This window comes from Nocardioides pyridinolyticus (assembly GCF_054653575.1).
The window spans coordinates 1-14,502 of record NZ_BAAIFY010000034.1 but is presented as its reverse complement, the minus strand read 5'-3'; the positions used below and the strand labels follow the sequence as shown (position 1 = coordinate 14,502).

The following is a 14,502-nucleotide window of genomic DNA, read 5'->3' as shown; positions in this document are numbered from 1 at the left end:
TACGAGTCGCCACCGACAGTACGAGGCAGGCGCGGTTCAGAGGCGGTGCTACCTGCGGGCGTCCGGATTTGACGAGGCCCACGCCTTTCGAGAGGACCGGTAGGCATCGTCGTTGTGACGCTCCACCTCGAGTCAGCGGCGTGTCCCAGCGCCCTCTGCCCAGCGCGGGTATCACGTAGGTCGCTCAACTTGTGGGGAGATTCGCGGCGGGGGCTCCCGCTTGCTCCGACTAGTGTCTGTCAGCGATGGTTTCCGGAATCGACCCCTCAGTGCTGCGCGCCGCTCGCGAGAAGGCGGGCCTGACCCAGCATGAGTTGGCGCGTCTAGTTGGTGCCGCCGGTGGGGAGCGCATATCTCGTTGGGAGCTGGGCGCTTCGGTTCCTCGGCCGGACTTCTTGGTCAAGCTTGCTAGAGCGCTCGACATCCCGACCCTTCGTCTAATTCACATGGAGGGTGAGGTTCCTGATCTCAGAGCACTGCGTTTGAAGGCGGGGCTGACGGTGCCCGAGTTGGCTGCGGCCGTCAACGTGGCTGTGCCGACCTACTACGCCTGGGAGCAAGGCCGTTGGACCCGACTCCCAGCAGCCAGGCAGCTTGAGAGTCTCGCGCGTGGGTTGGGGGACACAGTCGACGTCGTCGCCGCGGCCTTCCAGGAAGCCCGGCAGCAGCGTGTGCGGCGCGGGTAGGTCTAGCGCCGTAGACGGGCGCGCCTGGCGCCGAGTTGACCGTAATCCACAGGGATATATTCCTCCCGAAAAGTCCGCATGATTTGTGGTCCCATTGACCTGGATGTTCGGTGCGTGCGAGCGCTCAGTCCCATCGGGGGGATTGGGCCACGCAACCACTTCCGGTCAGGACTCGGGCGATGACATCTCGGAATCGGTCAGCTGTGGATAACGATTCTCTCGATAGAAATGCACTAGTCTGTTTCTATCGAGTCGGGCTCGCGATGACCGCTCCCGGCACGTCTTGACACGTAGGTGATCGAGACAAGAGAGGACTCGGGGATCCATGTCGATGAACACTGCTCAGCAAGCACGGGACGAGGTTGGCGCCAGTATCAAGGCACCTCCCGACCACAACCATTTCCCACGGCTGAGGCGCCGCCGCAGGCGTTGGGTCCTGGCACTATGCGCGGCTCTTGTCGCTGCCGGCGGCCTGGGGACCGCGTTCGCGTTCACCTCGGTTAACGACACCCAAGAGGTCCTGGTCGTCAGCAACGACATCAAGCGTGGCGAGACCATCGAGGCCGGCGACCTCGCCGTCGTGCGGGTCAGCGTCGACCCGGCGTTGACCCCGGTCCCCGGCAGCCAGAAGGCCGAGCTCGAGGGCAGCCGCGCTGCCGTCGACCTGTGGGCCGGCACTCTGCTCACCGCGCAGGCAGTCACCGACAACCTGGTGCCGGGGGAGGGAGAGTCCCTGGTGGGCATCAGCCTTACTCCCGCGCAGATGCCGTCAGAGCCGCTCTACGGCGGCGACGCCGTCCGGATCGTCACCACGCCCGGCGACCAGGGCGAGATCACCGACAGGGAGCCGGTCACCATCGAGGCCACCGTCGTTGGTGTTAACCGGGTCGAGGAGACGGGGGAGACCGTCGTCGACGTCGCGGTGCCCGAAGCCGAGGCGGCCGAACTGGCTGCCCGGGCTGCCACCGGACGGGTCGCACTCGTCCTGGACGCCCGGGAGCGCTGAGGCATGGCGGTGATCGTCCTGGCCTCCGCGAGCGGTTCGCCCGGCGTGTCCACCACGGCGCTCGGGCTAACCCTCAACTGGCACCGACCCGTGCTCCTGGTCGACGCAGACCCGACCGGATCCTCCTCGGTCTTCGCCGGCTACTTCCAGGGCGCCCAGGAGCCGACCGGCGGCCTGATCAATCTCGCTCTCTCCCTGCGCGAGGGAACGCTGGCGGACGCACTGCCCCGGGAGACGCTGCTGCTGGACCCCGAGGCGCCGGCCGAGCGGTCTGCTTGGTTCCTGCCCGGCATCCGGGCCCACGAGCAGGCCCCCAGCCTGCTGCCCCTGTGGGAACCGCTCACCGAGCAACTGCGCGCCCTCGACCGCAACGGCCAGGACGTCATCGTCGACGCCGGACGACTCGGCCTCGCCGGCTGGCCCCAGCCGCTGATCGCTGCCTCCGACCTGACCCTGCTCGTCACCCGCAGCTCGCTGCCGGCCCTGGCCGGTGCCACCAGCTGGGCCAAGACCCTGCGGGCACAGTTCGCCGCGGTCGGTGGGCTCTCCCGTCTCGGGGGACTCCTCATCGACGAGGAGCGACGCTGGCCCTCGCTTGCCACCGGCGGCCGAGTCCGGCCCTACACCGCACGCCACATCGCCAAGGCCCTCCAGATCCCCGTGGTCGCCTCCGTGGACTGGGAGCCCGAGGTGGCCGAGGTCTACTCCCACGGCGCCCGCAAGCCACGCAAGTTCGAGTCCTCCGGACTGCGGCGCGGCTACCGGGGCAGCACCGCCGCAATCCAGTCCATCCTCGGCGCCAACCAGGCCGCCCTCGCTGCCACGCACGGAGGCCACGCATGAGCACCAACGGACACCACCCGGTGACCAACGGCCGCGACCCGCTGCGCGCAGACGAGTGGCTTGAGGCCCGCCATGCCGCGAACCGTGAGCAGACCTCGCCGTTCGCCCGAGGACGCGGTTCCAACGGCACCCCGCCGCCCCCGCCGGTCGTCGAGGACGACGACCCGACCTCGCTGCCGATCTTCGCCGGCGCCTGGACCAGCGAAGGCGACGGCCAGCTGCCTGGCCGCGCCCGCTCGGAGTTCAGCCTGCGCCCGCTTGTGGCGCCCGCACCGGAGGAGCACCACGACACCCGCGGCACGGATGGCGAGGTCGAGCTGGACTGGGAGCTGATCGCGCAGTACCGCGCTGAGATCTCGTCGCGACTGACCGCCCGGCTCGACAAGGAAGGTGGCCGGGTCACCGAGGAGGACCGCGAGCAGATGGGCCTCGACGTCATCGAGGAGCTCATCAAATCCGAGGCCGAGACGTTGGTCTCGACCGGCCGTCCGCCGTGGACGAAGAACCACGAGAAGGCACTCAAGTCCGCCCTCCACGCCGCCCTGTTCGGGCTCGGCCGCCTGCAGCCCCTGGTCGAGCGCGAGGACGTCGAGAACATCATCGTCATCGCCCGCGGCCCGGTCTGCTCGGTGTGGCTGGAGCTGGTCGACGGCACCCTTGTGGAGGCCGCCCCGATCGCCGATTCCGAGGACGAGTTGCGCGAGTTCCTCTCCGACCTAGGCGCACGGCAGAACCGGCCCTTCACCGAGGCCCGGCCGCACCTGGACCTCCGGCTGCCCGGGGGAGCGCGGCTCGCGGCCGGCTCCTGGGTGATGGCCTACACCTCCGTCGTGATCCGTCGCCACAGCATGCGCGAGGTGTCGATGGACGAGATGGTCTACGACCGCAAGGCGTGCAGCGCGGTCCTGGCCGACTTCGTCGCAACCTGCGTGCGCGCGGGCAAGAGCATCGTCGTCTCCGGGGTCCAAGGCAGCGGCAAGACCACCTGGGTCCGGGCCCTGTGCTCGTGCATCCCGCCCTGGGAGATGATCGGCACCTTCGAGACCGAGTTCGAGCTGCACCTGCACGAGCTCGTCGACCGCCACAAGATCGTCCACGCGTGGGAGCACCGCCCCGGATCCGGCGAGGTCGGCATCGACGGCCGCCAGGCCGGTGAGTTCAGCCTCGAGGAGGCGATCCACCACTCGTTCCGGTTCAACCTCGCCCGCCAGATCGTCGGTGAGGTCCGCGGCCCGGAGGTCTGGAACATGCTCAAGGCCATGGAGTCGGGGCCGGGCTCGATCAGCACCACCCACGCCCGCAGTGCAGAGCACACGATCGAGAAGCTCGTCTCCTGCGCCATGGAGAAGGGCCCCCAGGTCACCCGCGAGCTGGCGATCAGCAAGCTGGCCGCCGCGATCGACATCGTCATGTACCTGCGCTCGGAGGTCGTCGCCAATCCCGACGGCACCTTCCGCAAGCAGCGCTGGGTCGAGGAGGTCCTGGTCGTCCAGCCCAGCATCGACGCCGCCAGGGGATACGCCACCACCCCGATCTTCGCCCCTAACCAGCTCGGCCAGGCCGTCGCGACCGGCAAGCTCGACACCTTCCTCGCCCAGGAGTTGGCGCGGCATGGGTTCGACCTCGAGGCGTACAAGGCCGAGTCCCAGGCCAACCCGGGGGTGGCCACCTCATGAGCACTGCGTTCCTGCCCGCCGTCTTCGGGGCGCTCATCGTCATCGGTCTGATCGGGATGGTCTACGCGCTAATCCCCGCGCCACCCGAGCCGCCGCGGCCCGCGCGGACCGTCACCCCGTTCGGGCGGCTGGGGGACTGGTTCGTCCGGCTCGACCGGCGCACCCGGATGCTGATGGTCGGCGGTGCCGTGGCTGGCCTCCTGGTCGCGCTGGTGACCGGCTGGGTGATCGCGATCGTGCTCGTCCCGGCCGGGATCGTCGGTATCCCGCTGTTGCTGACGCCCCCGCCGGCGGCCGCGAGCATCGAGAAGCTCGAGGCGCTCGAGGAGTGGACGCGGTCCCTGTCGGGCAAGCTGACCGCCGGCCAGTCCCTGCGCTCGGCGCTCATTAAGTCCCTGCAGTCCGCGCCGGCGCCGATCGAGCGCGAGGTCGGACTGATGGTCTCCCGGTTGTGGAACAACACCGCCAGCACCGAGGACGTGCTGCGCGCCTTCGCCGAGGACCTCAACGACTCCACTGGCGACGTCGTGGCCAGCCAGCTGATCCTTGCCGCCAGCGGCCGCGGCCAGGCCGGACTGTCGAAGGCCTTGGACGCCCTCGCTGAGACCGTCGCCTCCGACGTGCGCGCTCGCCGCCAGATTGCCGCCGACCAGGCCAAGCCCCGCACCACCGCGCGCACCGTCACCGTGATCACGCTCGGTGTGCTGGGCATGCTCGCCTTCACCGGGGACTACATCGAGCCCTACGGGTCCCCGCTGGGCCAGGTCATTCTCGCCGTCCTGCTCTCGGCCTACGTGGCCACGCTGCTGTGGATGCGCCGGATGGCTGTCGCCAAGCCGCTCCCGCGGTTCCTCGACCTCCAGGCCCGCAACGCCCACCGCGCCGCCCAGCGCACGGCACCGGGCGAGAAGGAAGGAGCGCTCGCATGACCGGCCTGCAGATCGCGCTCGCCAGCGGCACCCTCATCGGACTGGCCCTCGCCCTGCTCGTATGGCGCCTCGCGCCGTCTGACCCCGACCTGGTTGACGCGCTGGACCGTCTCTCACCTGACCACGTCGTGCCCCGCCGCAACACTCCCGGCCTCGACGTCGACGTCGACACCGGCACCGGCTCGGCGGTCGATCGGATCGGCTTGTGGGCGATGAAGAACCTGCCCGGCGGCGCCTGGGCGCACACGCCTCGCAAGGACCTGGCCATCCTGCAGATCAGCGAGACCCGGTTCTACGGCGAGAAGGTCGTCTGGGCACTGCTCGGCCTGATCATGCCGCCGCTCCTGGCCGCCTTCTTCACTCTGATCGGTCTTCCGCTGCCGTTCGCCATTCCGACGCTCGGCTCGCTGGCCCTGGCAGCCCTGTTCTGGTTCATGCCCAACTACAACGCCGCCGACGACGCCAAGAAGGCCCGCATCGAGTTCAGCCGCGCCCTGGGCGCCTACATCGACATGGTGGCCACCGGTGTCCGCGACGGATCCAGCGGCCAGCAGGCGCTGCGCTCGGCAGCCGAGGTCGGCGACAAGTGGGTCTTCAAGCGGATCGAGAGCGAGCTGCGCCGCGCCCGCTATATGACCCGCGCACCCTGGGACTCCCTGCACGGTCTCGCCGACGAGCTCGCCGTCCCCGAGCTCGATGACCTCGCCGACATCATGCAGCAGTCCGGCCAGGACGGAGCCCAGATCTACAACAACCTCCGGGCCCGCGCCGCCGCACTCCGGTCGGCGATGCTCAGCGCCGAGGTCGGCAAGGCCAACGCCACCTCCGAGCGCATGTACATCCCAGCCAGCCTGCTCGGCATCGTCTTCATGGCGATCCTCGTCACCCCCTCCCTGCTCCGCTTCACCACCTGACCGACCTAACACCGACCCCAAAGAACCAGGGTCACCCAGACCGCAAACCGAACAACCAGGAAGGAAGAACCCCGATGTTGAAGCTCTTCATCGCCCTCCAGATGGCGGCGCTTACCTCGCTCGCCTCCCTCGAGGACCGCGTCACCAGGCAGCGCGACGAGCGCGGCTCCGTGACGATCGAGCAGGTCCTGTGGGCCGGCGCCGTGATCGTCATCGTCGGCATCGTCGTCGCGGCCATCAAGTTCTTCGTGACCAGCGAGTCCGCCAAGATCAAGTAGGCCGCCATGTTCCCCAGCCTCCACCGCCGCAGCCGGGACGAGCGCGGGTCGGTGACCATCCAGATGGTCTTCCTGATGCCCGCGCTGTTCCTGCTGATGTTCCTCGGCCTCCAAGGCGCCCTGTACTACCACGCGAAGCAGGTAGCGCTCGCGGCCGCGCAGGAGGGCGCCCGTGAGGCGGGCAGCGAGACCGGCACCCGCGATGCCGGTGTGGCCACGGCGAACACGTTCCTCCACGACGCCGGAGGCTCCGACGTGATGACCTCCACCAGCGTCTCCGGATCACGGACCACGACCACGGCCACGATCACCGTGACGGGCAAGTCCATGAGCGTCATCCCCGGCTGGCACGTGACCGTCACCCAGAGCGCCAGCGTCCCGGTCGAGAGGCTCACCGAATGACCAGGCAGACGAGGCGGACCAGCGCACGCCGCCGGCGCCGGGACGAGCGCGGGTCAGTGGCCATCGAGGCCGCGATCGGTGTCCCGGCCTTCGGCCTGTTCGTGGCGATGATCATCCTCGGCGGCCGCGTGGAGATCGCCAAGCAGTCCGTGGACGCAGCCGCCTACGAGGCGGCACGAGCGGCCTCCATCGAGCGGACCCAGAGCGAGGCCATCACCTCCGGCAAGTCCGCGGCCACCAGCAGCCTGCACGACCAGGGCCTGCAGTGCACGACCACCAACATCACGATCAACGCTGCGGCCTTCAACGCCCCGCTGGGAACCACCGCCCAGGTCACCGCCACCGTGACCTGCAAGGTCAACGTGGCGGACCTGAGCATCCCCGGCCTGCCCGGCACCCGGACGATCACCGCCACCGCCAGCAGCCCCGTCGACGCCTACCGGGAGCGCCGATGATGACCGCCCGCATCCGCAGTCTCACGACGCGGCGCTCGCGTGATGAGCGCGGCTCCATCAGCGTCTGGTTCGCCACCGCAGCACTGGCGATGATCATCCTCGTCGGGATGGCCGTCGACCTCGGCGGCAAGGTCCACACCCAGCAGCAAGCCCGCAGCGCTGCCGCCCAGGCCGCCCGCACCGGCGCCCAGGAGGTTCAGGGCTCGACCGCAGTCCGCGGCGAGGACCTCCGCGTCGACCTCACCGCCGCCAAGACGGCCGCCATGGACTATCTCCGCGCCGCCGGCGTGGAGGGAACCGTCCGCGTCGTCGACGGCGACACCCTGATCGTCACCACCACCGACACATACACCAGCAAGTTCCTCGGGATCATCGGCCTGGACACGATGCAGGTCACCGGGGAGGCGTCCGCGCGGCTCATCCGCGCCGAAGGAGGCATCGAGAGATGACCACGCCCACCCATCCCACCCTGGGCCAGCGGCTCACCGGACTCGCAGCCTCGGTCGCCGTACTCGGCATCGTCCTCGGGCTGCCCGCACTATTCCTCGCGATCGGTGCCAGCCCAATCCCGGACCACGTCCCGACCCTGGACGGCATCAAGAACGCGCTCCTGGCGCCCGACGACGGCACCCTCGTCCTCGGCCTGTTCAAGGTGATCGGCTGGGTCGCGTGGGCCTTCATGGCGCTGAGCCTGGTCGTGGAGGCCATCGCACGGCTCCGCAAGGTCCAGGCACCCCAGCTGCCGGGCCTGGGCCGGCCGCAGGCCGCAGCACGCGGCCTCATCGGCCTCGCCGCTCTGCTGTTCATCGCCGCGCCCATCGCCGCCCAGGCAGCCACGATCACCACGGCCGCCGCGGCGCCGGTGACGTTGGGACCTGTCAACGCCGGTGCCGCCGACCAGGCACCCGCCCAGCAGGACGTCAAGGTCGAGACGAAGCAGGAGCGCCAGCGCAAAACCGTCGACCACGCTGTGAAGCCGGGGGAGAGCCTGTGGTCGATCGCCGAGAACCACTTCGGCGACGGTGCCCGCTACAAGGAGCTCGTCGAACTCAACCGCGACCTCCTCGGCGCGCAGCCGAGCTTCCTCGAGCCCGGTTGGGTACTCAAGCTGCCCGCGGTCAACGGCGGGGCACCGGCGCACGACTACACGGTGCAGCCCACCGACACCCTCAGCGAGATCGCCCAAGAGCAGCTCGGCGACGCCGACCGCTGGCCCGAGATCTACCAGGCCTCCACCGGCATCACCCAGCCCGGCGGGGCCCAGCTGACCGACCCCGACGTCATCGACATCGGCTGGAAGCTCAACATCCCCGACGCCGAGCAGGGGGGCAGTCACGACGACACCCGGCACCAGCAGCCGCGCGACGTCGAGCCCGAGACGCCCGCCAGCCCCGAGGACCAGCGGCCCGTCGACCCGCCGGCCGAGGAGGAGCCGCCGGTCGCCCACGAGCCTGAGGTGCCCGAGGTACCCGAGACGGCCGTGCCCGACGCGCCGCCCCAAGCCGAGGCGCCGGCGACGCCGGCCGCCGACGTCGACCAGGTCGACGACGCTGACGACTCGATCCTCGACGCGCCGTGGGTCCTCGCCGGTCTGACCGGCGGGGGCGTCCTGCTGTCCGGGGCGCTGCTCATGGCCCTGCGGTCCCGCCGCCGCGCCGGCTACCGGAACCGGACGCCCGGCCGCGCGATCGCCGCGCCGCCTTCGGAGCTCGCGCCGGTCGAGATGACCCTGAACGCCACCGGTGCCGCGGCCGCGGCGACCGTGGAGTTCGCGGACGAGGCGCTGCGCCGCCTCGCGGCCGCCGTCGGCGCGCAGGGCACCACGATGCCGCCGCTCGCTGCTGTGGAGCTCGGGCACGGCAAGTTGACCCTGCACCTGAGCGCGCCGGCTGCAGTCCCGGCGCCCTGGGTGGGCAGCCCGGACCAGACCCACTGGCAGGTCAGCACGGACACCGCCGTCGACGAGCTCGGCCCCGACACAGTGAACGTCGAGCCGCCCTACCCGCTTCTGGCCACTATCGGCATGAGCGACACCGGCGAGACGTGGTTGCTCAATGGCGAGGAGCTGTCCACACTCACCATCAGCGGCGACCCGACCTACGGCCGGGACTTCGCCCGCCACCTCGCCGCGCAGCTCGCCGTAAACCCATGGTCGCGCCGCGTCCAGGTCGACTGCATCGGCGTGGCTGAGGAAGCCGTCGCCATGGACGAGCGGATCAGCTACTACCCGACCGGATCAGCCGGGTCACCCGCGACCGCGGAAGCCCTCGCGGCCGCCGTCACCACGGTCGACCGGGCGAAGCGACACGACACCGACGCGTCCACGGCGCGCACCGGCAGCGTCGACGACGACACCTGGCCCGCCCGGATGCTGTTGCTCGACGCGGCGGCCGGAGACCCCGAGGACCTTGAGCAGCTGCTGCAGCTGGTCACCAACCACGTCGGGCAGTCCGCCACCTCCATCGTCGTCGCCGGCGAACGCCCCAACACACCGGGCGCCGTCCTGCACATGACGAACACCGGCCGCGTCGTCCTCGAGCACGCCGGCCTCAACCTCATCGCCGTCGGCCTCACCAGCGACGAAGCCCGCGGCTGCGCCCTGGTCTACGCACAGAGCGAGGTCGCCGAGGACGTCCCCGTGCCGGTCGACGAGACCGTCACCGACGGCTGGGAGGCCTACACCGACCAGTCCGGGGCACTGCGCCGCGAGTACACCCTGCCGCGCAACACCCCCGCGGACACCGTCGACGAGCCGCTGTCCTCCCTCCTGGAGGGCGACGACGAGGACTACATCCGTCAGAGCGCGATCGTGCAGGAGGACCTCGAGACGCTGGCGCCGAAGGTGCCCGAGCACGTCCGAGCCGAGGTCGAGCAAAGCGACCCCACTCTCGACCAGGACATCGCCGACTGGTTCTCGACCGACTGCGACCGTCCACGGCTCAGCCTGCTCGGTCCGGTCACCGCGCGCACCCACGGCAAGGCCCTGGCCAAGCGCAAGCCCTACTTCACCGAGCTCCTCGCGTACTTGGCCCTGCACCGCAAACACGGAGCCACCCGCGAGGAGATCGGCGAGGCATTCGGGATCACCCCCGGCAAGGTGCGCGACTACACCAACACCGTCCGCGAATGGCTGGGCACCAACCCCACAACTGGAGAGCCCCACCTGCCCCACGCCGACAAGGCCCCTGCCACCAAGCTCCGCGGCGTCAACGTCTACCAGGTCGACGACGGCCTCCTGGTCGACCTCCACCTCTTCCTCCGACTGCGCAAGCGCGGGCAGGCCCGCGGCGGCGCGGAAGGCGTCGCCGACCTCTGCACCGCGCTCGAGCTGGTCGGCGAGGCGAAGCCGTTCAGCCAGCTGCGTGAAGAGGGATGGTCTTGGCTCGTCAACGAGCCCGACCGCGTCGACCTCATGGCTTCAGGCTGGATCGCCGACGTCGCCCTCATCGTCGTCACCGAGGCTCTCGCCGCAGGCGACCTGGTCAAGGCCCGCTCCGCCGCCTACGTCGCCAACCGGGCCGACCCTGACGGCGAGAGCACCCGCCTGTGCCTGGCCCACGTCATGAAGGCCGAGGGCGACCAGCTCGAGGCCGACCGGATCCTCCGCGAGGAGATCTGCAACCGGTCCGACGACGGCGACGCCCCCATGGAACTGTCGGAGCGCACGAAGACCATCATCAGTACCCACGGCTGGCTCGCGAGCTGACTCGGGAAGGGAGCACCAGCACATGACCACCTTCAACCAGGAGCTCACCGGCCGCTACGTCGCGGCCGGCGGCGACCGCCCCGACCTCGACGCGCGACGCGTCGCCAGAGCCGTCTTCGTCCGCGACACCATCCGCACCCTCTACGACGCCGACAAGCGATTCGGCATCGACCCCGCCGACAACGGCTCGCTGGCCGAGCTCGTCGACGCCGCCGAAGAACACCTTGAGCACATCGCCACCGACGTCAGCCAGCGATCAGTCATGGCGCCGCCCAACACAGGAGGAGACACCGCATGAGGAAGCACCACTCCGCACTCGGGGGAGTGGCCCTCGCCCTCGCCCTCACCCTCACGGGCTGCTCGGACGACGGCACCGACCCCGAGGCCGAGGACACCCCGACCGCTACGCCGAGCTCGAGCCCGACGAGCACTGCGCCGACGCCGCAGACCCCCGAGGAGAAGGCGGCAGCCCAGCTGGCGATGTACCTCGAGGTACGCGACCTCGCTTACCGGAAGCGGGACATCAACTTCAAGGCGCTCAACCCGGTCGCGACCGGTGAGGAGTTTCTGCAGTTGCAGCACACCGTCGCGAGCATGATGAATGAAAACGTCACGGTGACCGGGGAGTACGCACACACGCTCGACGAGCCGCGGAATCGCGGGACCTCGATTCTGATCATCGACTGCGAGGACCGCACCAAGGTCACCTGGAAGAACGACGGGGCGATCCGGCAACCGGACTTCACGGACCCCAACGGAGACCCGCTCCGCAACCCCGCCCCGGTTGAGTACACGCTCGTCAAGGACAAGGGTGCTTGGAAGGTCTCCGACTCGGACCTGCTTTGGGACCAGCCATGCTGAGGAGACTCATTGCCCTCTTGGTGGCGTTGGCAGGGTCGCTCGTCATCGTGTTCGTCACCGCCTCCGCCGCGAGCGCTGACTGCACAGCGGACCCGGTGACCGGCGAAGTTGTCTGTGACGACGAGGATGGCGGCAACGATGGCGGTGACGGCGGTGACACCGGTGGCTCGTCGACTTGCTCGACCTCGGACGGTAGGGAGATCCCGTGCACTGGCCCCGGCGGGTCGGTATGGAGCAGCAGCCATCAGTGCTGGGTCGGCGACGTCTGGGATCCGGGTGGGGAGGGCCCACTGCCGCCCCCTGGACAGACCAATGAGGATGGTGCGTGGCACATCTGCTACTGGCCGCCCCCAGGCTCCTCATGGGATCCGGTCTGGATCCAGAACGGCACGGTCACGATCGACCCGGTCGTTCTCGCCAATCGCGCGATCGCGTCGATGGACCTGGATCCGATCAGGATCGGCATCGTTCCCGAGCCTGGCCCCAACCGGGTCGGACTCGTTGGTCTGCCGGTGTGGATGTGGGTCGACAGCCCGACCGATGACACGTTCGGACCGATCACCGCGTCCGCTAGCGAAGGGCCGGTCTCGGTCAGCGCCACCGCCAGCGTCTCCAGCATCGTGTGGAACATGGGCGACGGCACCAAGGTGACCTGCACCGGCAAGGGGACGCCGTACGCCGATCACTACGGCGAGCAGGACTCCCCGACCTGCGGGCACCGCTACGCGAAGATGTCGACCGACCAGCCCGAGGGTGCGTACCAGGTCACCGCGGCCAGTCACTGGGTGGTCGAGTGGACCGGTGGCGGGCAGTCCGGAACCATCGAGTTCGACCTGGCCACAGAGCCCCTCCCGATCCGCATCGGGGAGGCCCAGGTGCTGACCCAGTGACCCTGTACTAGCCGACCGACCACCGACACAGGTCCCCGTCCTCACAGCAGCAAGGGGACCTGTGTCGTTCGCTGCCCGAGCGCGCCCCGAGGCACCGGGCCCGCCGAGCGGAGCTGCTCGTGCTGCCGCTGCTGGACGTGAAAGAGCCCCAGGCGTCTCGGGTCACCTGGGGCTCGTGAGAAGTAGACATGGGGTGGCTCGCCTGCGCTGATGAATAGAAGATCGCGCGGACCTAGACGCTCGCCGTCGGGGTGCCAGGTGGCCCGTCACGTGACCTGGGTGCCGCCCTCCTGGCGGTCTGGGGTCCGCCGATCTGCGAGCTCGCCCTCGACACAGCGTAGCCTGACGGCCGCGTGGTCCGGCAGGGAGTCAGGCGAGGATGCAGTCGGCGAGTGGGGCGCGGAAGCGCTGCGAGAGCACGGATCTGAGTTGGAGGAACAGTGACACGTCGCCGGGGAGCACGTGAGCGACAGCTGCGCTCAGTACTGCTGCCGCCTCGGGGATGTTCAGGCAGGCGATGAGGTCGGCTTCGTGCTGCTCGACGAAGACCTCGTCCTTGATTGCCTTCATCGCGGCGGCAGCGCCACGGATGACAGGGTCGAGAGCGGCGGGGTGGGGGCTGGTGTCGAGCTCGTCGTCGAAGGCGGTCCAGTCCACGCCCGGCGGACAGGGGTGGGGAGTGCTGGCCAGCTGGTTCAGGACCAAGCCGAGTCCCAGTGTGCGCTCGTTGACCTGCAGATCGTGCTCGATGGCGGACACCATCTCGGCCGCGCTGGCGACCGTCAGACGGTTTGCGGTGGCTGTGAGGCCCGCACGCATCATTCGCGCTACTGCGTCTCGTTGTTCGGCACCACTGTCGGCGTAGCGCAGAAGGATTCGTAGCGAGCGGTCCAGGTTGAACGCAGAGGGCGCGTCCAGTACGTGGAGCCCGTGAGCCAAGATGCGGCGGCTCCAGTTCGGCCATGCGCGCGCCATACCGTCGTCGAGGACGTCGAGAGCTACCTCGGGGCCGATCGGTAGATGCGATCCGAATCGTTCGGGAGCTGCCTGGTCGACCGTCTCGATGAGCTCGACCACGGCCTGGTGTTCGTGGGCGCGAGGTTCCGCGAACATCTTTCCTGTCGCGAACAACCAGGTGTTGCGCCAATGTGGGCTGGGGGCCAGGAGACGTAGCCGGTTGATCAGGGTCTCAAGGGGCGCGTCGCTGATTCGCCGGGCCGCCATGAGTTCTTGGAGTGAGCGCACGTCGAAACCGAAGCCGTCGTTCCGGGGCGCGATCAGGACCAGTCGCTGTGTCGCAGACCTAATGATCGAGTCCAGGACGTCGGAGTGGTGCCCGTCGGGCTTGAACTCGGCGTCGTTGAGGATGTGCCAGACGATTTCGCGCAGCTCCGGCTCTGTTAGGACGGCCGTGGAGTGGTCGGCCGTCTCGCTGCGCTGTTGAAGCACGAAGCCGGCGCGCTCGTGAAGCTGGTGGATGAACGGCTCGTACTTGGTCAGGAGCGTGCGGACCATCGTCGGTTTGTTGCGCTCTCGTCGTACGACGGTGTCGTAATAGCTCCAGAAGAGGCTATACCGGTCTGGTGCGATGGTCCCCGCGCCGTCGACGATGATCGAGAGGATGAGGACCTGCAGCGGCGTCCGCAGCAGTTTGACGAGGTTCTCATCCTGCGCAGCGTTCCGAAGGGCCGTGACGACCTTGCCGATCCGCTCCTCGTCGCCGCTAAGCCCGGATCCACCGATGGCCATGGCGGTGAGCGCGTGATCGGGATTGGCGGGGTATGAGGGGTCGTGGGCGTGTTGATCTGCCGGACCTCGTTGTCCGGGTCGTCCACAGTGATCCTCGGTCGCGCAGC

The 14,502-nt window shown here is 69.2% G+C and carries 15 protein-coding genes; 14 read left to right on the top strand and 1 reads right to left on the bottom strand.

Annotated elements, in window-relative coordinates; translation table 11 throughout:
* Positions 1-245: 245 nt before the first annotated feature.
* The 14 genes from ACYQ0U_RS20715 to ACYQ0U_RS20650 all read left to right on the top strand — a co-directional run bounded on the left by ACYQ0U_RS20715 (position 246) and on the right by ACYQ0U_RS20650 (position 12,646).
* Positions 246-686, top strand: a complete 441-nt coding sequence (locus ACYQ0U_RS20715) for a helix-turn-helix domain-containing protein (protein WP_459975779.1) — start codon at positions 246-248, stop codon at positions 684-686.
* Positions 687-1,017: 331 nt separating this feature from the next.
* Positions 1,018-1,692: an SAF domain-containing protein gene (locus ACYQ0U_RS20710; RefSeq protein ID WP_459975778.1), complete on the top strand. Its 675-nt coding sequence runs from the start codon at positions 1,018-1,020 to the stop codon at positions 1,690-1,692.
* A gap of 3 nt (positions 1,693-1,695) precedes the next feature.
* Positions 1,696-2,535, top strand: a complete 840-nt coding sequence (locus ACYQ0U_RS20705) for a CpaE/TadZ family protein (RefSeq protein WP_459975777.1) — start codon at positions 1,696-1,698, stop codon at positions 2,533-2,535.
* Positions 2,532-4,211 carry a TadA family conjugal transfer-associated ATPase gene (locus tag ACYQ0U_RS20700; protein ID WP_459975776.1) on the top strand — a complete coding sequence of 560 codons (1,680 nt, stop codon included), beginning with the start codon at positions 2,532-2,534 and terminating at the stop codon, positions 4,209-4,211. Before ACYQ0U_RS20705 ends, ACYQ0U_RS20700 begins: the two co-directional genes overlap by 4 nt.
* Positions 4,208-5,140: a type II secretion system F family protein gene (locus tag ACYQ0U_RS20695; RefSeq protein ID WP_459975775.1), complete on the top strand. Its 933-nt coding sequence runs from the start codon at positions 4,208-4,210 to the stop codon at positions 5,138-5,140. The genes ACYQ0U_RS20700 and ACYQ0U_RS20695 overlap by 4 nt, the downstream gene beginning before the upstream one ends.
* A complete protein-coding gene (locus ACYQ0U_RS20690) occupies positions 5,137-6,054 on the top strand; it encodes a type II secretion system F family protein (protein ID WP_459975774.1) in 918 nt (305 codons plus the stop codon). Before ACYQ0U_RS20695 ends, ACYQ0U_RS20690 begins: the two co-directional genes overlap by 4 nt.
* A 74-nt stretch (positions 6,055-6,128) precedes the next feature.
* Positions 6,129-6,332: a hypothetical protein gene (locus ACYQ0U_RS20685; RefSeq protein WP_011755675.1), complete on the top strand. Its 204-nt coding sequence runs from the start codon at positions 6,129-6,131 to the stop codon at positions 6,330-6,332.
* 6 nt (positions 6,333-6,338) lie between these two features.
* Positions 6,339-6,734 (top strand): TadE/TadG family type IV pilus assembly protein, encoded by a 396-nt coding sequence (locus ACYQ0U_RS20680; RefSeq protein ID WP_459975773.1) that lies wholly within the window; start codon positions 6,339-6,341, stop codon positions 6,732-6,734.
* The gene (locus tag ACYQ0U_RS20675) at positions 6,731-7,189 is read left to right on the top strand and encodes a TadE/TadG family type IV pilus assembly protein (RefSeq protein WP_459975772.1); all 459 of its coding nucleotides are present in this window, start codon (positions 6,731-6,733) and stop codon (positions 7,187-7,189) included. The genes ACYQ0U_RS20680 and ACYQ0U_RS20675 overlap by 4 nt, the downstream gene beginning before the upstream one ends.
* Entirely contained in the window at positions 7,189-7,638 is a 450-nt protein-coding gene (locus tag ACYQ0U_RS20670) for a TadE/TadG family type IV pilus assembly protein (protein WP_041547542.1), read from the top strand. The genes ACYQ0U_RS20675 and ACYQ0U_RS20670 overlap by 1 nt, the downstream gene beginning before the upstream one ends.
* Entirely contained in the window at positions 7,635-10,895 is a 3,261-nt protein-coding gene (locus tag ACYQ0U_RS20665) for a LysM peptidoglycan-binding domain-containing protein (protein ID WP_459975771.1), read from the top strand. Before ACYQ0U_RS20670 ends, ACYQ0U_RS20665 begins: the two co-directional genes overlap by 4 nt.
* 22 nt (positions 10,896-10,917) lie before the next feature.
* Positions 10,918-11,193, top strand: coding sequence for a hypothetical protein (locus ACYQ0U_RS20660; RefSeq protein ID WP_459975770.1), 276 nt, complete (start codon positions 10,918-10,920; stop codon positions 11,191-11,193).
* Positions 11,190-11,756 (top strand): hypothetical protein, encoded by a 567-nt coding sequence (locus tag ACYQ0U_RS20655; protein ID WP_148615185.1) that lies wholly within the window; start codon positions 11,190-11,192, stop codon positions 11,754-11,756. Before ACYQ0U_RS20660 ends, ACYQ0U_RS20655 begins: the two co-directional genes overlap by 4 nt.
* On the top strand, positions 11,750-12,646 hold the full coding sequence (locus tag ACYQ0U_RS20650) for a hypothetical protein (protein WP_459975769.1): 897 nt from the start codon (positions 11,750-11,752) through the stop codon (positions 12,644-12,646). The genes ACYQ0U_RS20655 and ACYQ0U_RS20650 overlap by 7 nt, the downstream gene beginning before the upstream one ends.
* Positions 12,647-13,015: 369 nt before the next feature.
* On the opposite strand, the gene ACYQ0U_RS20645 is transcribed toward ACYQ0U_RS20650, so the two are convergent.
* Positions 13,016-14,502, bottom strand: a 1,487-nt coding sequence (locus ACYQ0U_RS20645) for an NACHT domain-containing protein (RefSeq protein ID WP_459975768.1), incomplete at its 5' end; no start/stop codon positions are given.

Excerpts from the sequence above, each read along its gene's own strand:
- ACYQ0U_RS20655 (WP_148615185.1), top strand. The coding sequence starts at position 11,190 with ATGAGGAAGCACCACTCCGCACTCGGGGGAGTGGCCCTCGCCCTCGCC.
- ACYQ0U_RS20715 (WP_459975779.1), top strand. The coding sequence starts at position 246 with ATGGTTTCCGGAATCGACCCCTCAGTGCTGCGCGCCGCTCGCGAGAAG.
- ACYQ0U_RS20670 (WP_041547542.1), top strand. The coding sequence starts at position 7,189 with ATGACCGCCCGCATCCGCAGTCTCACGACGCGGCGCTCGCGTGATGAG.
- ACYQ0U_RS20665 (WP_459975771.1), top strand. The coding sequence starts at position 7,635 with ATGACCACGCCCACCCATCCCACCCTGGGCCAGCGGCTCACCGGACTC.
- ACYQ0U_RS20695 (WP_459975775.1), top strand. The coding sequence starts at position 4,208 with ATGAGCACTGCGTTCCTGCCCGCCGTCTTCGGGGCGCTCATCGTCATC.
- ACYQ0U_RS20705 (WP_459975777.1), top strand. The coding sequence starts at position 1,696 with ATGGCGGTGATCGTCCTGGCCTCCGCGAGCGGTTCGCCCGGCGTGTCC.
- ACYQ0U_RS20685 (WP_011755675.1), top strand. The coding sequence starts at position 6,129 with ATGTTGAAGCTCTTCATCGCCCTCCAGATGGCGGCGCTTACCTCGCTC.
- ACYQ0U_RS20710 (WP_459975778.1), top strand. The coding sequence starts at position 1,018 with ATGAACACTGCTCAGCAAGCACGGGACGAGGTTGGCGCCAGTATCAAG.
- ACYQ0U_RS20690 (WP_459975774.1), top strand. The coding sequence starts at position 5,137 with ATGACCGGCCTGCAGATCGCGCTCGCCAGCGGCACCCTCATCGGACTG.
- ACYQ0U_RS20680 (WP_459975773.1), top strand. The coding sequence starts at position 6,339 with ATGTTCCCCAGCCTCCACCGCCGCAGCCGGGACGAGCGCGGGTCGGTG.
- ACYQ0U_RS20675 (WP_459975772.1), top strand. The coding sequence starts at position 6,731 with ATGACCAGGCAGACGAGGCGGACCAGCGCACGCCGCCGGCGCCGGGAC.
- ACYQ0U_RS20650 (WP_459975769.1), top strand. The coding sequence starts at position 11,750 with ATGCTGAGGAGACTCATTGCCCTCTTGGTGGCGTTGGCAGGGTCGCTC.
- ACYQ0U_RS20700 (WP_459975776.1), top strand. The coding sequence starts at position 2,532 with ATGAGCACCAACGGACACCACCCGGTGACCAACGGCCGCGACCCGCTG.
- ACYQ0U_RS20660 (WP_459975770.1), top strand. The coding sequence starts at position 10,918 with ATGACCACCTTCAACCAGGAGCTCACCGGCCGCTACGTCGCGGCCGGC.